This is a genomic window from Bacteroides sp. AM07-18 (assembly GCF_003602695.1).
Lineage (GTDB): Bacteria > Bacteroidota > Bacteroidia > Bacteroidales > Bacteroidaceae > Bacteroides > Bacteroides uniformis.
On the sequence record NZ_QTLM01000004.1, the window covers coordinates 310,350 to 332,977 of the forward strand.

Annotated in this window: 12 protein-coding genes and 1 pseudogene; 5 read left to right on the top strand and 8 right to left on the bottom strand. The window is 48.5% G+C overall.

The annotated features are described in order from the left end of the window. Positions 1 to 50: 50 nt before the first annotated feature. Complete coding sequence (locus DW096_RS08640) at positions 51 to 4,118, top strand: hybrid sensor histidine kinase/response regulator transcription factor (RefSeq protein ID WP_022401927.1); 4,068 nt, start codon at positions 51 to 53, stop codon at positions 4,116 to 4,118. A 22-nt stretch (positions 4,119 to 4,140) separates the two neighbouring features. Then, positions 4,141 to 8,403, top strand: a complete 4,263-nt coding sequence (locus tag DW096_RS08645; protein ID WP_057087311.1) for a glycoside hydrolase family 2 TIM barrel-domain containing protein — start codon at positions 4,141 to 4,143, stop codon at positions 8,401 to 8,403. A 94-nt stretch (positions 8,404 to 8,497) separates the two neighbouring features. Here the strand turns inward: DW096_RS08645 and mutS are convergent, their stop codons facing one another. Beyond that, positions 8,498 to 11,113, bottom strand: a complete 2,616-nt coding sequence (gene mutS / locus DW096_RS08650) for a DNA mismatch repair protein MutS (protein WP_098031901.1) — start codon at positions 11,111 to 11,113, stop codon at positions 8,498 to 8,500. 331 nt (positions 11,114 to 11,444) lie between these two features. Beyond that, entirely contained in the window at positions 11,445 to 12,281 is an 837-nt protein-coding gene (locus tag DW096_RS08660; RefSeq protein ID WP_227212800.1) for an AraC family transcriptional regulator, read from the bottom strand. Positions 12,282 to 12,580: 299 nt separating this feature from the next. Here DW096_RS08660 and DW096_RS08665 point away from each other — a divergent pair, with 299 nt between their 5' ends. Beyond that, complete coding sequence (locus DW096_RS08665; RefSeq protein WP_120028731.1) at positions 12,581 to 13,756, top strand: acyltransferase; 1,176 nt, start codon at positions 12,581 to 12,583, stop codon at positions 13,754 to 13,756. A 25-nt stretch (positions 13,757 to 13,781) separates the two neighbouring features. Beyond that, positions 13,782 to 15,372, top strand: a pseudogene (locus DW096_RS08670) (glycoside hydrolase family 3 N-terminal domain-containing protein); the annotation flags it as partial. Positions 15,373 to 15,672: 300 nt separating this feature from the next. Here DW096_RS08670 and DW096_RS08675 read toward each other — a convergent pair. The 6 genes from DW096_RS08675 to DW096_RS08700 form a co-directional block, all read right to left on the bottom strand. Further along, positions 15,673 to 15,897 carry a hypothetical protein gene (locus tag DW096_RS08675; RefSeq protein WP_227212798.1) on the bottom strand — a complete coding sequence of 75 codons (225 nt, stop codon included), beginning with the start codon at positions 15,895 to 15,897 and terminating at the stop codon, positions 15,673 to 15,675. Further along, positions 15,894 to 16,073, bottom strand: a complete 180-nt coding sequence (locus DW096_RS08680) for a hypothetical protein (RefSeq protein WP_087332804.1) — start codon at positions 16,071 to 16,073, stop codon at positions 15,894 to 15,896. Before DW096_RS08680 ends, DW096_RS08675 begins: the two co-directional genes overlap by 4 nt. Beyond that, entirely contained in the window at positions 16,057 to 17,682 is a 1,626-nt protein-coding gene (locus tag DW096_RS08685; RefSeq protein WP_117680994.1) for a hypothetical protein, read from the bottom strand. The genes DW096_RS08680 and DW096_RS08685 overlap by 17 nt, the downstream gene beginning before the upstream one ends. Then, positions 17,682 to 18,710: an HlyD family secretion protein gene (locus DW096_RS08690; protein WP_117680995.1), complete on the bottom strand. Its 1,029-nt coding sequence runs from the start codon at positions 18,708 to 18,710 to the stop codon at positions 17,682 to 17,684. The genes DW096_RS08685 and DW096_RS08690 overlap by 1 nt, the downstream gene beginning before the upstream one ends. 2 nt (positions 18,711 to 18,712) lie before the next feature. Further along, the gene (locus DW096_RS08695; RefSeq protein ID WP_227212796.1) at positions 18,713 to 20,095 is read right to left on the bottom strand and encodes a TolC family protein; all 1,383 of its coding nucleotides are present in this window, start codon (positions 20,093 to 20,095) and stop codon (positions 18,713 to 18,715) included. Between the two features lie 443 nt (positions 20,096 to 20,538). Next, positions 20,539 to 20,895 carry a cupin domain-containing protein gene (locus DW096_RS08700; RefSeq protein WP_005824807.1) on the bottom strand — a complete coding sequence of 119 codons (357 nt, stop codon included), beginning with the start codon at positions 20,893 to 20,895 and terminating at the stop codon, positions 20,539 to 20,541. A 199-nt stretch (positions 20,896 to 21,094) separates the two neighbouring features. On the opposite strand from DW096_RS08700, the gene DW096_RS08705 reads away from it, so the two are divergent. Further along, positions 21,095 to 22,360 (top strand): S41 family peptidase, encoded by a 1,266-nt coding sequence (locus DW096_RS08705; protein ID WP_117680997.1) that lies wholly within the window; start codon positions 21,095 to 21,097, stop codon positions 22,358 to 22,360. The last annotated feature ends 268 nt before the right edge of the window (positions 22,361 to 22,628 follow it).

A 22,628-nucleotide genomic window follows, 5' to 3' on the forward strand; every position in this document is an offset into this window, starting at 1 on the left:
TTCCACCTTAAAATATATCTTTGCAACTCAAAATCAATACAACAAGCCACATGAAAGACATATACTGGAAAGGCCATACGATTTTATTGCTTATCAGCCTCTTATGCTGTTTTCCGGATTTTGTGTACGCTTACAGCCTACGGCAATTCTCCAATAAAAACGGTCTTTCCAATAGTGCCATCCAATCCCTTTACCAAGATAGCCAAGGTGTACTATGGATAGGAACATGCGACGGACTGAACGTGTTTGACGGCAACAATATCCACCTATATACGCCCGTTGATGTGTCACGCAACCTATTGTCAGGCAACATTATCAGCCAGATCGTAGAATCAGAGCCAGGCATACTGTGGTTACAAACCAACTACGGGTTAGACAGATTGGATACATACCGACAGACCTGCCGGACCTTTACCGAATTCAAGGACAACATCTTCTTGGCACGAAGCAACAACAAGTGCATGTTAGTGCTGAAAGATGACGGAAATCTGTATCACTACCAACAAGAGAACCAGAAATTTCTCCAGTTAAACATCTCTTCCATGGATTTTAATAAAGTACTGTCCATGACCATTGATTCCAACAACCTGCTTTGGATATTCGCAACTGGAAACAACACTCGTTGCTATCGTCTGAACCACACGGGAAAAAGCGTGACACTGATTCCGGAAAAGCCATTTGGACATCACGGCTTGAAGCATGCCTTCATCGGAGAAGATTCAGCCTACTTCATTGATGAAACCTATGCCCTCTACGAATATAGTTTCAGCAACCGACAGTGTTACTACATTGCCGACCTGAAAGACGAAATAGAAAAACGAGGTGAAGTATCTTCCATCATCAAACGAGAAAATGACTTCTGTATCGGTTTCAAAAGCAGCGGCTTGATAGTACTGAAATATGAAGCAAACCAAAAGATTAAATACCGTATAGAATACACTGAAATACAGTCGGGCATCTTCTGTCTGATGAAAGACAAATTTCAAGATATCGTATGGGTAGCTACCGACGGAGAAGGGTTATACATGCTTTACAATGACACATTCACCATGACCAACACCCTGCTCAACACTCCCGCATATCAGGTGAACAACCCGGTACGCAGCCTTTACCTCGACCCACAGCAAACCTTATGGATAGGAACCAAAGGCAGTGGCATATTGCGTATACCGAATTATCTTGTCAACAATACACCCGAAAAACATGATCGTCTCATCACCGGTAACAGCACATTGACCGACAACTCCGTCTACTGTTTTGCACCCGGTGGAAAAGACCGACTTTGGATAGGTACGGAAAACGGAATCAATTATTATTCCTACTCTACCCACCAATTGAAAGAACTGGCGGTACAAGCCAATGGAACCAAAGTGAAATATGTGCACTCCATTGATCAAACCAATGACAGTACACTTTGGATTTCCACCGTGGGCGAAGGAATCGTAAAGGTGACATTAGAAAATCAGAGAAAAGATCCTATTGTGAAGCATGCTACACGGACTTTGGTGAGTAACGGACATATGGCATCAAACTATTTTTTCACCTCCTACCGTGAAAGCAGCTCTACGCTGTGGTTCGGGAACAGAGGGCTCGGAGCCTACCGCATTGATGTACGTACTGGAGAAATGGCACAGTTCCGCTTCAACAACTTGGTAAACAGCCAAACCGCCAACGATGTGTTCGCCATACACAAAAACGAGCAAGGCTACTGGCTGGGCACTGGATCAGGGCTTCTCCGCTTCTACTCAAACGAAGACGGAAACCCAGACAGCATCAGTGCAAAGCTCTACACCAACAGCACCGTACATGGTATCTTGGAGGACAACCGAGGCAATCTCTGGGTGAGTACCAATCAAGGATTAATGAGACTCAATCCCCAAGAACAGACCAAGCAGACCTACAACAACGGAAACGGACTGGCCGTGACCGAATTTAGTGATGGAGCCTTCTACAAAGACAATGCTACGGGAATCCTTTTCTTTGGAGGTGTAAACGGCTTCGTCACCGTGAAGCCCGATTCTTACATCACCACGGACTATATGCCCGAAATCAGCCTGAAAGGACTTTCCATCTTCGGTAAGGAATACAACCTGCATGACTTTTTACATTACAAAGACGGGAAGCCCGTGCTACAACTGGACTACAAACACAACTTCTTCCAGCTCAACTTCCGGATAACAGACTACATTAACGGAAACGACTATTTCTACTCCTATAAACTAAAGGAAGCAAGCGACCAATGGATAGAAAACGGAGTTTCACCCAATGCCATCTTCTCCAACCTTTCCCCCGGAGAATATACTCTGTTTGTGAAATACCGCAACAACATCAACGGTAAAGAAAGCCATCCGCAAGCCTTCACCATTTACATCGCTCCTCCCTGGTATCTCAGTACCTGGGCCTATGTGGGCTACTTTTTGTTAGGGTTACTATTATGTACAGGCATAGTCGCCTATGCATTCTATACCTACCGCCTGAAGCGGCAGCACATGATGAAGAAAATGGAACGACAGAAAAAAGAGGAAGTCTATGAATCAAAACTACGCTTCTTCACCAACATCACCCACGAGTTTTGCACCCCCCTCACCCTGATTCAGGGACCGTGCGAGAAGATACTCACCCACAAGGAGACAGATATCTACACGCACCGCTACGCCAAGATGATTCAGCAAAATGTGGAAAAGCTGAATGGTCTCATTGTGGAATTGCTGGAGTTCAGAAGACTGGAAACGGAAAACAAAATGCTCTCCATACAGCCGCAACCTGTTTCCGAAAAGTTAAGGGACATCGCCGAATCCTTCGGTGACATGGCGGAAAACAGAGAAATGAACTACTGCCTTGACATAGCCCCCGAACTGACATGGAACACCGACCTGAGCTGCTTCAACAAAATAGCCGGAAACCTCATATCCAACGCTTTCAAGTACACACCCGACAAGGGGAACATCAGCGTAACATTGTACACGAAAAACGAACGTCTTATTTTGAAGATAGCCAATACCGGCAAAGGCATCACACCGGAAAATCTCGGAAAGATATTCGACCGCTATAAGATTCTCGACTCCGTGGAGATGAACGGCAAAAACTCAAGAAACGGACTGGGGTTGGCCATCTGCAAAAACATGGTGACACTGTTGGAAGGAGACATAAACATCGAAAGCACACCGGGCGAACTGACCACCTTCACTGTAAGCCTTCCCTCGCTCCCCCCCAACGGACAAGAAGTACCGCAAACAGCATACGAAGCGGCTTCTCCAAGCATTCCCACCGAAGAAGTGCAAGAATTGCCCGAAAAATACACCCAAGAATTCGACGCAAACAAGCAGACGGTCATGGTGATAGATGATGACCCTTCCATGCTGTGGTTCGTATCCGAAATATTCACAGAGAAATACAACGTACTCTCTTTCAATAATGCCCAAAAGGCATTAGACAGCCTGGAGCAACGACAGCCAGATCTCATCATCTCAGACGTGATGATGCCCGATATAGATGGGTTATCCTTCACCTCCACCATCAAGCAACACAAGCTGTGGAGCCATATTCCCCTAATCCTGCTCTCAGCACTGCATCACGAAGACGACCAAGTAAAAGGACTGGAATCGGGGGCGGATGCCTATGTCACCAAGCCTTTCAATGTGAAATATTTGGAAAAGATGGTCTATCATCTCATCCGCCGCGAAGAAAACCTGAAGGAATATTATAGTTCGGCACTCAGCACCTTTACCTGGAAAGAAGGAAGCTGCTTGCACAAAGAAGAACAAGAATTCTTAGAGAAAATGACAGAAGTCATTGAAAAGAACTTAGCCAATCCAGACCTGCAAGTAGAACTTTTGAGTAAGGAAATGGGCTACAGCAGCCGGCAGTTCTACCGCAAACTGAAACCACTTACTGACAAATCGCCTGCCGACATCATCAAAGAATACCGCCTCTCCACGGCGGAACGCTTGTTAGTCTCCAGCAACTTCACCATCGAAGAGCTGATGGACCGCACGGGATTCACCAACCGAAGCACTTTCTATAAAGCTTTTTCACAACGTTACGGAATGCCGCCCCGTCAATACTGCGAACGGCAAAAGAAGAACGTGAGGGAAGGACAGGAAATCACTAATACTTAATCATCTTATACCATCTGCATTTATGAAAAGAAGCTCTTTTTTGAGTATCGCATTCACCGGGCTGCTTGCTACCGCAGCCGCAACAGCACAAACTCACGAACAGCCCGAATGGAATGACCTGAACATTTCGGGAGTGAACAAAGAAACGGCATGCCAAACCGCCATTCCCTTTGCCGACGAAGGACAAGCCCTACGCCTGAGCATCGAGGAATCCCCCTATTATCAAACTCTGAACGGTACATGGAAATTCCATTGGGTGGCCGACCCCGAAAAACGGCCGAAGGATTTCTTCAAGCCCGACTACGACGTAAGTGACTGGGATAACATCAAAGTGCCCGCCACATGGCAGATAGAGGCTGTACGCCATAACAAGCCCTGGGACAAGCCTTTGTATTGTAATACCATTTACCCTTTCTGTGATTACAGTAAAGGAGTACAATGGCCCAACGTCATCCAACCTCGCCCGGCAGACTATACTTTTGCCAACATGCCCAATCCCGTAGGCAGTTACCGACGTGAATTCACTTTGCCCACATCTTGGAAGGGCAGAGATGTATTTATTCGCTTCAATGGAGTGGAAGCAGGTTTCTATCTTTGGTTGAACGGTAAAAAAGTGGGCTATTCAGAAGACAGCTACTTACCTGCCGAGTTCAATCTGACTCCCTATTTACAAGAAGGAAAAAACACATTGGCAGTTGAAGTGTACCGTTTCACCGATGGAAGTTTTCTTGAATGTCAAGATTTCTGGCGGTTCAGCGGTATCTTCCGCGATGTATTCCTATGGTCAGCACCACGCACGCAAATTAGGGACTTCTTCTTCCGAACCGACTTGGACGGAGATTATCGTAATGCTACAGTTTTTTTGGACGTGGAAATCACCGGTAAGAAAAGTTCTGCCGAACTCATAGTGAAGCTCTCCGACACAGAAGGAAAGGAAGTGCTATCACGCACTATCCACGCCACAAAAACAGGTAGTACCCATCTGGAATTCGATGTGGAGAACCCACTGAAATGGACAGCCGAAACACCCAGCCTCTACAACCTGACCCTGACCCTAAAACAGAAGGGAAAAGTGACAGACCTACGTAGTGTAAAGGTAGGCTTCCGCGAAATAGAGTTTGCCAAAAACGGACAACTGCTGATTAACGGCAAACCCACTCTTTTCAAAGGTGTCAACCGCCACGATCACAGCCCATTGAATGGCCGTACCGTCTCCAAAGAAGAGATGGAAAAGGACGTACAACTAATGAAAGCGCTGAACGTAAACGCCGTCCGTACCTCCCATTACCCCAACAACCCTTACTTTTACGACCTATGCGACCGCTATGGCATCTATGTATTGGCAGAAGCCAATGTAGAGTGTCACGGCGAAATGCGTCTCTCACACGAGCCACAATGGGAAAAATCATTCACCGAGCGCAACGAGAACCAAGTGAAACGTTTCCGTAACCACGCTTCCATCGTAATGTGGTCCATGGGCAACGAATCGGGAAACGGAAACAACTTCTCCACTGCTGAAAAGGCCATCAAACGTTTGGATACTACCCGCCCCACCCACTACGAGGGAAACAGTTCTTTCTGCGACGTGACCAGTTGCATGTACCCAAGTGTGGACTGGCTGGAAAACGTAGGCCGTGAACGATTGGAGAAAATACAAAAGGGCGAGATCGTGAAACCGCACGTAGTATGCGAGTATGCCCATGCCATGGGAAATTCCATAGGAAACTTCAAGGAATACTGGGAAACCTACGAACGCTATCCGGCACTCATCGGAGGTTTCATCTGGGATTGGGTAGACCAAAGCCTGCGTATGCCCACTCCCGACGGCAAAGGCTTCTACATGGCCGTAGGCGGTGACTTTGGTGACAAGCCCAACGACGGTAACTTCTGTACCAACGGCGTCATCTTCTCCGACCGTACATTATCTGCCAAATCCTATGAAATGAAGAAGATACATCAACCCATCCGCATAGAAGCATTAGGGAATGGCAAATATAGAATCAGCAACAAGCGATTCCATGCCAATATGGAAGACCTCTACGGGAGATATGAAATAACGGAAGATGGAAGGACCGTCTGCTCAGGCAATCTGGAAGATTTGAAGCTGGAAGCACAGGCAAGCAAAGTCATCACCCTGCCAGACATACCCGCAACGAAGGTACCCGGAGCAGAATACTTTATCAATTTCAGTTTCTGCCAAAAAAGAGATACCGAATGGGCAAAAGCCGACTACGAGGTAGCCACCGAACAATTCAAGCTATCAAGCAGCGAGAAACCTATATTCGTACCCGAAAAAGGAAACATCAATCTAAACGAAACTGCCGACGCATTGGTGGTGAAAGGTGAACGTTTTGAAGCTGTCTTCTCCAAGGAAGAAGGAACTTTATCGGCATATACATTGAATAATATCCCCCTGATAAGTAAAGGACTCGAACTGAACCTCTTCCGTGCTCCCACCGACAACGATAAACAGGTAAGTGGCGATTGGCAACGCAAAGGCCTTTACCAGCTGCAAGCGGAAACCGGCAAATGGGAAACCCACCAAGAAGAGGACAGAATAACCCTGCACATCCGGAACTGCCACAAAGGTAAACTCGGTTTTGAGTATCGCACAGAAATAGAATACACCGTAAATGCCGATGGTTCCATCATGGTGAACAGTGTCATCATCCCGGTATCCGACAGCGAAATCATTCCGCGTGTGGGCTATCGAATGGAACTGCCCGAAGGCTTCGAGCGTATGCGTTGGTATGGACGTGGCCCATGGGAAAACTACGTAGACCGCAAGGATGCCACCCCAATAGGCGTATACGAAAGTACAGTATCCGACCAATGGGTGAACTATGTAAAGCCTCAGGAGATGGGTAACCATGAAGAGGTACGCTGGATTTCCATCACCAACGCCGACGGTATGGGCTTCGTTTTCGTGGCAGGCGACCAAATGGCGGCTTCTGCCCTGCATGTCAGAGCACAAGACATGGCAGATCCCGACCATCTGCAAAAACTGATTCACAAATACGACATCCCGATGCGCAAGGAGACAGTTCTTTGTCTTGATGCCCACAATCGTCCTCTGGGCAACGCAAGCTGCGGTCCGGGCCCGATGAAAAAATACGAACTGCAAGCAACTCCCGTAGCATTCAGCTTCATCATGATGCCTTTGGAAAGAAGCTACACGCAAAGTGAGCTTACCAAGAAAGCACGCGTACAGATGCCTGCATGCATGCCCGTAATGGTAGAACGCGATAACAACGGTTACCTGCAAATGAGTACTGGAACTCCGGACGCGACCATCTTCTACAGCCTTAACGGTAACGAATACCGGGAATACACAGCTCCATTCGAGTTCATTGACGGTGGAAAGATACAAACATACGCTGTTTCCGGAAAATTAGGCAAGAGCCTGGTCACTACTATGGAACTACCCATATTCGTAGACCACTCGGCATGGAAGGTGGTCTCCTCCAGCAGCGACAGCCAAGGAGAAGAGGCGCAAAACGCCATCGACGGAGACCCTTCCACGTATTGGCACACCCGTTGGCACGAACCCATTCCAGAGTTTCCACACAGCATTGTGGTAGACATGGCTTCCCTACTGGTAGTGGACAAATTCATCTACACAGCACGACATTCCAATGATAACGGACACGTCAAAGACTACGAGCTAAGCTTCAGCAAAGACGGAAAAAATTGGGAAAGCACCGTCAAAGGTACATTCTCCAATCTGACGTCTGCCCAAACCATAACATTGGAAACACCCGTCACTGCCCGTTACTTCAAATTCGTTCCCTTGTCCGAAATGCACGGCAGGAAATGGGCTTCGGCAGCCGAACTGAATGTGAGCATCCTGAAAAACATCAGCGGAGCATCCCAGAGACAAATAGTGGTCTCCGTAGACAGCGATGCAGACAACAGCATGAAGCTGGCGGCAGACGGTAACATAAACACCTATTGGCACACGGTACACAACCAATTCTACATAGCTCCCTACCCTCATGAGATACATCTTTCCCTATCCAAAGAGGCCACTATAAAGGGTATCCGCTACACTCCGCGACAAGATAGCGAAGAAGGACGGATAGCTTCCTATGAAGTATATGCAAGCAAAGATGGAAAAAATTGGGGGCAGCCCATTATCTATGGCACCTTCCATATAGGTACAGCAACGCAAACTATAGAATTTACTCCTTGCCGGGCACGTTATGTGAAACTATTGGGATTATCGGCCCATGACAAAGGAAAGAAAGCTGCCATAGCAGAATTAGAGATAATCTTGGAAGAATAATTTTAGAGGAAAAACTATTAACCATGGAGTTTCAGGGCTTGTGCAAAAACTTGTACAAGTCCTGAAATTCCACGTTTTCTCCTATAAGTAAAAATCACTTTCCCTTCACTATCCGCTTAATATCATTCAGCTTGTTCAGCGCCTCCAGCGGCGTCAAGTTATTCACATCCAGATTCAGTATCTCATCGCGTATCTGGCACAGCACCGGGTCGTCGAGCTGAAAGAAGCTGAGCTGCATACCACCGCGTGTCTCTCCCACTTCCACCATCGGTTTGCTGGAAATCCCCTGCTGGCGGTTGTCTGTTTCCAGTTGTTTCAGAATGTCATTGGCACGTTTCACGATGCTTTTGGGCATACCCGCCATTTTGGCTACATGAATACCGAAGGAGTGTTCGCTGCCACCGCGCTCCAATTTGCGCAGGAAGATGACTTTGTTATCTATCTCCTTCACCGAAACGTTGTAGTTCTTAATACGCTTGAAGCTTTTCTCCATCTCGTTCAACTCATGGTAGTGCGTGGCAAACAAGGTGCGTGCCTTCGCCTTTGGATGCTCATGGATATGCTCCACAATCGCCCAGGCGATGGAAATACCGTCGTACGTAGAAGTACCACGTCCCAGCTCGTCGAACAGCACCAGGCTGCGGGGAGAAAGGTTGTTCAAGATATCCGCCGCCTCGTTCATCTCCACCATAAAGGTAGACTCGCCCACGGAAATATTATCGCTGGCACCTACACGGGTGAATATCTTATCCACCAACCCGATATGGGCACTCTCCGCAGGCACAAAACTGCCGATTTGAGCCAGCAGCGTAATCAGCGCCGTCTGCCTCAGCAAAGCAGACTTACCCGCCATGTTGGGACCCGTAATGATGATAATCTGCTGCGTCTGGCTATCCAACATCACATCATTGGCAATATACTTCTCGCCGATGGGGAGTTGCTTCTCAATCACCGGGTGGCGCCCCTGGCGGATTTCCAGTACGTCGTCGTCGGCAATGACGGGGCGTATATAGTTGTTCTCGCGCGCTGCCGTGGCAAAGGAGAGCAGGCAGTCCAGACGCGCTATCTGGTTCGCATTGATTTGAATGGCGGGGATGAACTCGCTCAATGATTGCACCAATTCTGCATAGAGTTGTGTTTCCAGTACCAGTATCTTGTCCTCCGCACCGAGAATCTTCTCCTCGTACTCTTTCAATTCCTGGGTAATGTAGCGTTCGGCATTGGCAAGGGTCTGCTTGCGTATCCACTCTGCCGGCACTTTGTCCTTATGCGTGTTGCGCACTTCGATGTAATAACCGAAGACATTGTTGTAGCCTATCTTCAAGCTGGGAATCTCCGTCAGCTCACTCTCGCGCTGCTGTATCTGCAACAGATAATCCTTACCGGAGTAGGCTATCTGGCGCAACTCGTCCAACTCGGCACTAACACCGGACTTGATGACACCGCCCTTATTAATCAGCAACGGCGGGTCATTGTCTATCTCCCGGTCTATGCGGTCGCGGATGGACTGGCAGATGTTCAACTGCTCGCCTATATGATTCAAGCTGGCATTATCGGCATCCATGCAAGCCGCTTTGATGGGTTCTATCGCCTGCAAAGCCACCTTCAGCGCCACTACCTCACGCGGAGAGACACGGCCTACCGCCACTTTGGAGATGATGCGCTCCAAGTCACCTATCAAATGCAGTTGCTCCTCTATCAACTCCTTGAAATCGGGCTGGCGGAAGAAGTATTCCACTACATTCAGCCGTTCGTTAATCGGCTGCACGTCCTTCAACGGGAATACCAGCCAGCGTTTCAGCAGGCGGGCACCCATCGGGCTGATGGTCTTGTCTATCACATTCAGCAGACTGCTACCGCCGTCGTTCATCGACCCCATCAGCTCCAGGCTGCGCACTGTGAACTTATCCAGACGGACGTACTTATCCTCCTCGATGCGTGCCAGCGAAGTGACATGCCCTATCTGCGTATGCTGCGTCATGATGAGGTATTGCAGGATAGCTCCCGAAGCGATGATACCGTTCTTGAGATGCTCCACACCGAAACCTTTCAGGTTCTTCACCTCGAAATGCTTCAGCAGCTTCTCGCGGGCGGAAGTCTCGGTAAACACCCAGTCGTCCAGCTCGAAAGTGAAGAACTTGCTGCCGAAGTTCCCTTCGAACATCAACCGCTTGCCACGCTCGAAAAGCACCTCTTTGGGGGCAAAGTTGTTCAGCAACTTGTCCACATAGTCGAAAGGGCCTTCCGCCGTCAGAAATTCGCCCGTAGATATGTCCAGGAAAGCCACACCGCAGGCACCCTTGCCGAAGTGTACGGCAGCCAGGAAGTTGTTCTCCCGGTAGTTCAGCACATTGTCGTTGATGGAGACTCCCGGCGTCACCAGCTCCGTGATGCCCCGCTTTACGAGTTTCTTTGTCAACTTCGGGTCCTCCAACTGGTCGCAGATGGCCACGCGCTTGCCGGCACGTATCAGCTTGGGCAGATAGGTGTCGAGTGCATGATGCGGAAAGCCCGCCATTTCGATGGTTTTCCCCTTGCCGTTGGCACGTTTGGTCAAGGTAATACCGAGGATTTCGGACGCGACGACGGCATCGGTGGAATAGGTTTCATAGAAGTCACCACAACGAAACAGCATGACAGCATCGGGATGCTTTGCCTTCAAGTCGAGGAACTGTTTCATCATCGGGGTAAGGACAATATCTTCGTGCATACAAGTCTTTAATTTTTAATTTCCAGGATTTTGAGCCAAGAGAGCAGAAAATCGTCAAGTAAGGCCCAAAACTTAATGTGACAAAGATAATTCTTTTTTAGAAAACAGCTGCGTAGAGGCTTCAAAACCTTAGCAAGCCTTAACAAAGAGACGCATTTTCCTAAAACATGTTATAAAACAGCCTTTTTTATTTGCTTTATTTGGAGATAAGCAAAAAGTCCGTACCTTTGCAATGTGTTTTTCATAGTATTAGATTTAAGGTTAACAAAGGTTGGAGTACAGCGGTACTCCTTTTTTTATGCCCACACCTTTCGTATCTTCCCCTTTTCCCTTACAAAAAGACATATTCACTCGGCGAAACGCCCTTCATCTTCTTGAAAACCCGGTTGAAATAAGGAACATTGTTGAATCCCACCTGATAGCAGATTTCTGCTACGGATACCTTTTGTTGTTTCAGCAGCCGGCAGGCAAGCTCAATGCGGTATTCATTGAGATAAGTGACGAAAGTCTTCCCCGAGACTTTCTTGAAAAAGATACAGAAAGAAGTGCGGTTCATCCCCACGTGGCGGGCAACGTCATCCAGCGTAATATCCCGCTTGGCGTTACAAACGACGTAGACTTGTATCCTATTCATTCGCTCCCGTTCCGGGTCCATCTTCTGATACTGCCCCACCACACTCTCTTCCTCGCTCCCGGCAAGAATAAGCAGCAGTTTTATCATCAGCGGGATGCGTTCAGCCCTCCCCAAAGGACGCATCTCCTCGAGGACGGAAGCAATAGCCGACGACTTTTCCTTCCCGAACTTCACGGCATCCCTTTTCCGTTTCAGCTTCTCCGTACATTCCTGCAGCTCAGGGAAAGCAACACAGCAGTTGTCAAGAAATTCCCGGCCGAAAGTTATCGTGATATTGGCAATATGCCCCTGCGCATCTGTCACATCATTCTCGAAATACCAGCAATGCGGTATCTCCGGAGGAACTATCACTACTTCCCCACTCCCGAAAGGTTCAGTACGGTCACCTATCAGCCGCATGCCTGAGCCTACGATGATATACGACAACTCCCACGTTGCCTGCTCATGCAGACCTATCTGCTCGCCGGGAGCCAGGCATACATCGTCGAAGGTAAAAGAAGTGTTTTCCGGCCGAGGCACTGCATTATCATTCATAATTTGGGTAAAATATCTCCCTGAAGGGGAGTAAATGCAAATATAAGACAATCCTAATAAACAATAAGAGAAATGCCCGGAGAAATTGCAGACTAACTTTGCCCGCGAAATAAAGTTATGCCGGGAATCCGGATTGTCTGAGGATATGTCAAAATACACACTCGCCACAGATTACACAGATTAACACCGATAAAAGTTCTTGATTATCAGAGCTCCTAAAATAATCTGTGTAATCTGTGGTGAGTCATGACACGTCCGCATTTTAGAAGAATATTAATCTAACAACAAACATAATTCCAATGAAGACAACAACTTATTTAGCATCCAAGCCGCGTTACGAAATACTGGACGGGCTTCGCGGCGTAGCCGCAATAATCGTGGTAGCTTTCCATCTTTTTGAAACCTATTCCGCAGGGCCTGCCCACCAGATTTTGAACCACGGCTACTTGGCCGTGGACTTCTTCTTTGTACTCTCCGGCTTCGTCATCGGTTATGCCTACGACGACCGCTGGGACCGTATGACAACGTGGGACTTCTTCAAGCGACGCTTGGTACGCCTGCACCCCATGGTGATTATGGGCACACTCCTCGGCGCCTCCCTATTCTACTTCAGTGCCTGCTCCGCCTTCCCGATGGTGATGCAGACACCGTGGTGGAACGTGCTGCTGATGACACTCCTGGGCTGCCTTATGTTCCCCACCCCCACTTCATGGGACATCCGGGGCTGGTGGGAGACAAACGCGTTGAACGGCCCCACCTGGTCGCTGATGTGGGAATATATTGCCAATGTGCTCTATGCCCTATTCATCCGTCGCTTCTCCAAACTGGCACTGGGCATATTCGTCGGACTCTCTGCCTGCCTTACGCTCGACGTCACGCTCAACATAGATACCTTTGGGCTGCTTTCATCGCGGGGAGAAGCCACCTACACCCTCATCGGCGGCTGGAGCCTGACACCCGGCCAGCTCTATATAGGCATTTCACGCCTGCTCTATCCCTTCTTCATGGGTCTGCTGTTGTCTCGCATAGGCAAGCTGGTGAAGGTGAAGAGAGGATTCTACTGGTGTTCCCTGCTGGTGACTGTTATCCTCGTGATGCCGCGCATCGGAGGCGAGACCAGCCAATGGATGAACGGCGTCTACGAAGCCGTAAGCGTGCTCGCCCTCTTTCCGCTGATAGTGGCTATGGGAGCAGGCAGCAACGTCACGGGCAAGCGTTCCGTAGCCCTCTGCAAATTCCTGGGCGAACTATCCTATCCGCTGTACATCACACACTTCCCGCTGATATACATGCAGATAGCCTGGGCACGGAATAACCCCGACGCACCGGCAGGAATGCACTTGTTCATTGCCGTATCCGTCTTTGTACTCTCCATTGCCATTGCATACGCTTGCCTCAAACTGTATGACGAACCGGTACGCGAGTGGCTGAAACAACACTGGTTGATGAAGAAGAATACCAAAACATCCAAATGATTGTTGAACCCAAATACACACTACCATGAATAGAATAAAATCTTTCTTGTTGGCAAGCATGTTTCTCCTGCCAACAATGGCGCAGCAAGCAGCTGCTCCAGCTATTCCACAAGACAAAAAAATAGAGCAGAAAGTGGAAGCCCTACTGAAAAAAATGACCCTTGAAGAGAAAATAGGCCATGAGAGAAATCGGCATACCCTGCATCTATGGACTGGACCAAAATCACGGGACAACCTACACAATGGGTGGAACGCTCTTTCCTCAAAACATCAATGTGGCTGCTTCCTTCAACCGCAACCTGGTCCGTGAAGCCGCACGTATTACTGCCTATGAAACCAAAGCCGGCAGCTGCCCGTGGACTTATTCTCCCACCATCGACCTGGGACGCGATCCCCGCTGGCCACGCATATGGGAGAATTATGGCGAAGACTGCTACGTCAATGCAGAAATGGGGCGGGCTGCCGTACTCGGCTTCCAAGGAGAAGACCCGAACCATATCGGCAAACAAAATATTGCCGTATCACTAAAGCATTATATGGGCTACAGCGTCCCCTTCACCGGAAAAGACCGTAAACCGGTATACATCTCGGCTCAAGACCTTCGTGAGAAACACTTTGCTCCTTTCCTGGCTTGTGTAAAAGCAGGAGCATTATCCGTCATGGCAAATTCGTGTTCTGTCAACGGATTGCCCGTACACGCCAATTACAAACTCTTGACCCAATGGCTGAAAGAAGAACTGAACTGGGATGGAGTACTTGTCACGGACTGGGCTGACATCAACAACCTCTGGCGCCGCGAAAAAGTGGCAGCCGACAAGAAAGAAGCCATCAAAATCGCCATCAACGCAGGTATCGACATGGCCATGGAACCTTATGAATGGGATTTCTGTACACTGCTGAAAGAACTTGTACACGAAGGCGAAGTACCCATAAGCCGCATTAATGACGCCACCCGGCGCGTGCTACGCATGAAATTCCGCCTGGGACTGTTTGACACCCCGACCTACGACACCAAGGATTTCCCCCTATTCGGCAGAAAAGAACATGCCACAACAGCCCTCCATGCTGCCGAAGAAACCATGGTACTGCTCAAGAATACGGATAACATCCTGCCACTGGCAAAAGGCAAGAGACTGCTCGTCACAGGACCGAATGCCAACTCCATGCGTTGTCTGAACGGAGGATGGTCTTATACTTGGCAAGGACACCTGACCAACCATTTTACTGATGAATACAATACTATCCTCGAAGCCCTTGCCAACCTGCTCAGCGGTGATGAAAACTTCAGTGGAAAGCTGCCCTTCACCTATCCGAAAGAAATCAACTCACTCATCAACTACGACTACAAGGTGAGCGAGGAAATGGAAAAAATGGAAGGGGCCTACGACTATGACGCGGTTGTATCCGTGCAATGGGCTTTTGGGTACGAACTAAGCTATACCAGCTTCAGCTATAGTAATCTGAAAGTAAACAAGGCAGACTTCACAGCCGATGACGAGCTTATCTTCACTGTGGACGTAAAAAATACAGGAAGCCGTGCCAGCAAAGAAAGTGTTCTTCTTTTCAGCAGTGACCTCATAGCTTCAATGACCCCCGACAGCCGTCGCCTGCGAGCTCCCAATCGGTAGTCTATATTGCCAGTCTCCCATTTACTACATTCCCTATTTAAGCAACAATTCCTGCAATACTGCATTTTAAATTCTTGCTTACTAAAACTTATTCGTCCGACAGCCGTTGAATTATCGTCCGACAGTTGTCGGACGAATCTGCAACAGCTGTCGGACGATAATTCAACAAGTATCGGACGAATAAATCTTAGCAAAGAAAAAGATAGATGGCTTACCGCTTGATTTATTTGTGAGTACCCGCGTACACAATCAGTACCTTCCCCAAAGAATCAAGTTGCCAATGAGTTCTCATGAGCTTGTCATTGCAACTTCAAGAATGGTAACGTATTTCCACCGGTAGACAATGGCAACTTGCAGCACATCGTTGGGTTTCACGGACGACTGTATGTTGGTAAACGTAAAGCCACAGGTACTGAGACGCTCCTTCAGTAATGCCTCCACCTCCTTCTCCATCATCCACTCCACGCTCACTACCGGCCAGATTGACGATGATGCCCGTCTGTCCCGAATCAATACCGGTCATTTTTGGAGAAAAGAAGGCCTCCCTTCAGCGCAAGTCCCTCGGTACGGGTAGTGCCGGATGCCGTGATACGGATGTCACTGTTTACCCAGAAACAGATGCGCAGAGCTGTAATATCACTGCCGATGAAATCTTCTGCTTTGCCGGCGCCTTTACTTCCTTCTCGCAAGATACTCGATGGCATAAACCGGCCAGCGGGGAACTTTGCGGATATTTGTACGGACAGCAGGAATGTCGCACAGCAGGAAGAGGGCGGCAAGGCCTAAAGCGAACCAGATAACATAGCCATAGACCTGCTTCATTGCCACCATCATCATGGAGTGCAGGAAGTCGCGGCCAACGTATTCGCCGAGGTTGAAGTGCGCCATATCCAAATGCGTGAGAGTGAGTTGCTGTCCGTAGCTCATCATGTTGTCGTTCATAAAGTGCGAGAAGATAGTGGTATAAATGCCATAACCTGCCGCTCCTGCCAGATACATGTGGAGGATGTTGAACACGAACAAGCCCATGAAGAACTGCTCAAGACTCGGCACTGATTCGTCTAAAGCCCACATCAATGTCGGGGCAAGGATGGCATACGCAAATCCTCGCAAAAAGATGGCAAAGCGGTACTGCTCGATATTGACGTTTATGTCAAGCGTGAAGTACATCAGCATGCCATAGAGTGCGATACCGATAAAGGCAATGCCGAAGAGTTTCCACACCTTCCACTTCTTGACTTTCAGCCAATAGAGATCGAGCAGGATACCGAGGTACATACCGGGAAGTGCCCACATATACTGCGACTCTTTGGTCAGCTCCTCCAGCCGGATGACTTCGCTGTAGAGTATCTCTTCCATCGTGTGTTCAGCACCGAAAGCGAGTTCGGCAAAGAAGGTGACGAGGAGGATGGGAACAACGTTGCGACGTGTAAAAAGACCAAGCTCGATGTAGGGGTAACGGTAGTAGCGCAGGCGGTAGAGCACAATGCCGGAAAGCACGATGGCAGCACCGAACAGAAGGCGTATGCGGAGGGTATCGAACCACATGAAATAGTCGCCGTACACCACAATGTACGACACCACGAGCATCAGTCCGCAGATGAGCAATGCTCCCTGAAAGTCGATACCTTTGAGCGACAGACGCTGGGGCATAGGACAAAACGGACGGCAGAAGATGGCCTGCGTGAACAGTACGAACGACATAGTGCCGATGGTGAAGACGTGCATCATCTGCCATGTGAAATGATGACCGAACCAGGCGGCAAGCCATCCGCTACCCTCGATGGCGGTGAGCAGGATGATGTGAAGCACGGGGAAGAAAACGGCAAAATCGCGTCGGGGGGTAATCCAAAGCTGGATGTTGCTCATGCACTCGAACGTGCCCTGTATCTTAGCCATTCCGGCTATGAAGCACACTATCATGAGCACAGGCATCGCCTGGCAATGCATCGTCAGCACATTGCATACGGCAAGAACGATGGCAGAACCGCAGAGCAACTGCTTGTTGGTGAAGCGGAACTTCATGCGGAAAAGCATCGGAAAATAGACAGCCATGCCCGCGAGGGTGGCATAAAGCAGAAAGAGCACGTCCTCGATCATGAAGTCGGTGGTGCCACGAATGCCATCCAGTGCACCAAGGTAGATGCCACCGCCGAACTGGAAGCAAAAGGCGGTCAGCACGTACAGCCACGGCTGTATCCGGCGAGGTACCCATCCCTTCATCATAGGCATGGAAAAGCCCATGCCGGGTGGAGGGCCACCGGCGCTCTTCATAAAGAATTCAGTCAATTGTCCCATTACTCCTCAACGATACATTCCACATTATAACCGCCCTTGAGCCTGGCAACATCAGCATTCTCATCGAGCTTGATGCGTACGGTGACGCGCTGTTCGACCTTCACAAAATTACCCGTGGCATTGTCGATGGGAATAAGTGAGAAGGCACTGCCGGTAGCATCAGAGATACGTTCCACCGTACCCGTATATTGTATACCGGGAACGGCATCGGCTGTAATCTCAGCCTTACTGCCCACCTTGATGTGAGGCAACTGGCTTTCCTTGTAGTTCGCCTCAACCCAACGTTCACCATTGTCAACAATACTCACCAGTACCTGGTCCGGATTGACAAGCTGACCTACGTGAATATCCTTCGTGCCAACGGTACCGTTACAAGTGGCAATGATGTAGCAATAGGAGAGGTTGAGACGGGCGAGGTCGACGGCACGACGAGCCAGTTCGATGCCCTGCTCCGAAACGGAAAGGTGATGCCCCTGTTCGGCCACAACAGCCGACTGCATCTGACGTGAACGAACCGCCTGCTCGTAGGCTGCCTTGGCACTCAGATAGCCCGTATGTACTTTATCATATTGTTGTCGGGTAACAGCATCCTGACTGAGGAGCTTCTTGAAACGAGTATCCTCACGCATGGCATTCTCCATCTGTACACGTGCGGATTCGATGCCGGCTTCGGTAACGGTCATGCTTGTCTTGGTGGTAACGATGCTGCTTGCCGTTCCCTGCGAACCGTGTTCGGCACGGATAAGGTCGGTCTCGGCTTGGGCCAGTCGCAAGCGAAATTCGGCATCCTCGATGATGGCAAGCGTATCGCCTTTCTTTACTTGCTGGAAATCCGCGAACCGTACCTCACGGATGAAGCCTTGCACACGGCTGCTCTGAGGCACGACGTTCTGGCGTACACGGGCATTGTCGGTAAATTCTCCACCGCCGAAGTGCATAAACTGGCTCACCACATAAACGGCTCCACCCAAGAGGCAAAGCACGATGAGCGCATTGTATAAATAGATGTGTATCTTGTTCTTTTCTATTATTATAAAGTATTTGTTACGTATTTGAGTGTATAGAAATTATAAAGCATGCTGATGCGGGCATTGACCAGTGCCATTTCGGCAGAGAGTTTCATGTTGGAAGCATCGACCATGTCGGTAAGGAGTGCAAGGTCGTTCTGATAACGGTTCTGCACCACGGAGTAGTTCTGATTGGCAAGTTCCACCTGCTTCTGCTGTGTCTTCACCTCGGTGTAGGACGTAAGGAGGTTGGTGTAGTTTGCCTGTACAGCATTCTCCACACCCTCACGAGCCAAGGCGAGCGCTTCCCTCGACTGCCGATGCTCTGTACGTGCCTTGCGGATATGGTGTTTGTTCTTCCAAAGACTGCCAAGATTAAACTTTACGCCTATCCCGACAAACCACACGTTTACATTGCAATCCTTCGGGATGAGGTCTTGTGTATAAGGACCAAAGAGATGATTCTTTGCCACGACAGCCACCGAAGGCAATGACTCCGCCTTTGCCTGCTTCACCTTCTGCTCTGCCAGATTTGTGGCAACCGTTGCCTGGCGGATACCAAGATTGTTGTCCGTTGCCGTCTGCTGCCATGTGTCTTGAACGGCGATTGCCGAGAGTGCGTCTATTTCTGTATTGAGCTCATTCTTATCGGGAACTATAACCGTCTGCTCCGGTAAATGAAGCGTTGTAACCAGTTGATGGTTGATGATGGTAGAAACATCGGTGAGCTTTGTCAGTGTGAGTTCAAGACTCTGCAACTGGAATTCATAGCGAGTGATGTCGTTCTGCAAAACAGTACCCTGCTCACGGCGGGCTTTCATTTGGTCAATCTCCTTCTGCGTAAGTGCGATATTCTGACGCACCACTTCTATCTGATTGCCTAACTTGTAGAGGTCAAGATAGTAACCCGTCAACAAGAAGCGCACCTCCTGGCGGTTCTTCTCCACATCGAGTTCTGCCATTTTTTCGCCCAATTCCGCCATGCGGATGCCCGAACGGATAGCGCCACCGGCATACACAACCTGCGACACCTGAGCCGTGAAACTATTTCCCCAATGGGGGGTGTCCTGCTTGCCATTTGCCACGGGAATAGCTCCCATACCCGGCACGATGTAATCGGTCGTTCCACCGGTCGAAAAACCTCGCGACAGCATGAAGGCATTGCCCGTATAACTGCCCTGAAGGCTCAAATCCACACTCGGCAGCAAAGCCGATTTGGCTGCTGCCACCCCTTCGCTGACTGCCTGCAAAGCCACCTCACTCACCCTCACCTTCTGACTCTGTTGGTCAGCAAGATTGTAAAGTGCCGTGAGTGTCATCGCCTGCACAGCCTTGTCTTGTGCATATATATGCACAAGACAAGGCTCTCCGGCCATCAGAGCGACAGCCAGAGCAGAATAAACCATAAGTTTGTTCATGAAATAAAAATAGATGTATTGTTGTTCATTATTTTTTCCTCTAACCGTTAACTATAAGCCGTTAACCTCTGTTCATTCCCTCGGAAATACTAATAATGAACCATAAGAGTCCGGACAGCACAACATCTGCCACAATGCGCTACAAACGGCCTCATCAGGGAATATAAAAAAGATGAGAACCGAATTTCGAGCACTATTGATTAAGAAATCCGGTGCAAAAGTACAAATAAAAAGTCGAAATAGAGTAAAAAAAAGTCGGTAAGTATCAAAAATTAATGTTTGAAAAGTATAGTATCATCCTTTTTCTTATTGACAATTTTGACTTAAAACAAATCGCAGTCAATAAATCACTGCACATCATATGACAATAGGGAATAGCCTGCACCACAGACCATCCCCTATCACCTTAATTTTACTTGTGTGACTTCCTCTTACTTCACCACACCGTCCGTCATCGTAAAGCCTTCCAGAGAGCCGGCTTTCACCTGAATACAAATCACACTTATGGCGCTGTCTGCCGCAGCCGACAATTGGCGTTCTCCTGCCGGAGCCACGCGAAGCCAGTCACCCGCCTGCAGTTCTACGGTTTCTCCGTCAACCACCATGGTGCCGCGTCCGGAGAGGACGGCATAAATTTCTTCATTTTGCTTGTGCGAATGCACAAAAGGTACTCCTGCACCAGCCGGCAAATTGCTGATAGATACTTCTGCACCAGTCAGATTCAATGAATCGTGCAACTCGACACGTGCCTCGCCTGCGGGCACATTTACTTTCTGATAGTTCTTCATAATCACTTCTCCTTAGTATGTTTTGATTTACGGCTGCAAAGTTAGCCAACTAGCAGACATCGTACAAGAAGGCACTTGAAGCTCAGTTAGTTACCTCCATGTTACCATTATTGGCAAATAAGGAGTTAGAAAAATAAGATTAACAAAAATTATTACTATTTTTGCCGAAAAAGCAAATATCGACTAAACTCTATAAAACATGAAGATTCTGAAAAAAATTTCAAAAGTAATAGTCATCGTAATGGCTGTACTGGCAACCATTTGGTGTGGTTTGTATGTTTATGCCAACTATTTCTATAATGACAAGCAGATTGATGTAGAAAACTTCTACATCGCGGAACTACCGTTAACCCCCTCGCAGTTTGAAGAAGATTTCAAAGAAATACACCAGATTGTCATGGAGAATTATTCATTATACCAAGCCAAGCATCTGAATATGGATTCATTGTATCAAGCTTGTGACGCCCGCGTTCGCCAGGCGCAGACCACCACAGACTACGGACTGATAGTGCAGGAATACATCTCTGCCTTACAATGCGCCCACGCCATTACCTGCTACAAGAGGTACACAGCCAATCAGCGCGTAGCCTTTATAGAGGATTCCTTGTTCGTTGACAAACCCAGTGACTATCTGACAGAATACGGCTTCCAGGACAAAGACCGGATTATAGCTATCAACGGACTCCCCTATAAACAATGGATTGAACAGAACGAAAAATATACCGAAGCATCTACCGTCCCCCACAGACGGCTCCGTACAGCCTATGATGCGTTCCGTAGTTATGCAGACACCCTAAGAAACTATACACTGCTGAGAGGGGGCGATACTCTGACCGTCACCCTTCCCTTGAAACAAAGGGACTATTTTCCGGATAACGAAGAACAAACTGTGGAGAGCAGGATATTACAAGACAGCATTGGTTACCTTACCATCAAAACCATGATGAACCCCGTCATGGAAGATTTCAAGGCGGTCTATCCCAAAGTCAAGGATTTACCATACCTCATTATAGACGTACGTAGAAACGGCGGAGGAAACAGCATGAATGGAGTAAACATCTGCAAGTACTTCATCTGCGAAACACAACCACACTGCGTCAGCAAGAGCTACATCATGCAGCCCGAAGCCGACGCCTATAAAGGTAAAATCTATCTGCTGACCGACACATATACGCTCTCTGCTGCCGAGAGCTTCACACTCGACATGAAGGAAAGCGGAAATGTCACCCTCATCGGCGAAGCTACCGGAGGGGATACCGGCAATGGCCCCCGTCCTTTCTGTACCAAACAGCGGACCTATTTCCGTATCCCTACCCGCCAGCCGGACGTCTCTTCTAAAGGTTTCCCCATGGAAGGTATAGGCATACCGCCCCATCATCCAGTATCCCAAACCGTAGCAGATTTCATGAAAGATGAAGATACAGTGCTGAATTATACTGTCGGACTGATAACAGAGAAACAATAATACATTTCCTCAACGAAAAAAAAGCCAAGTATCAAAGGTGTGTCACCTCACGATACCTGGCTCTCTTGTATTGAAAGTATTTCTACATTGGCAGCAATATCATGTAACAGTAGTAATTTGTCCGATATCAGAACTAACGGGAAATTTATGGTATGCCGTTCCGATAATAAGATTATCTCTGCAAAAAGCAGATTTATACTTATCTTATCTCAATAGCGGTATCCGAAAACTTTAAAAGCTACACAGTCCGAAGCCTGATACCGCAAAG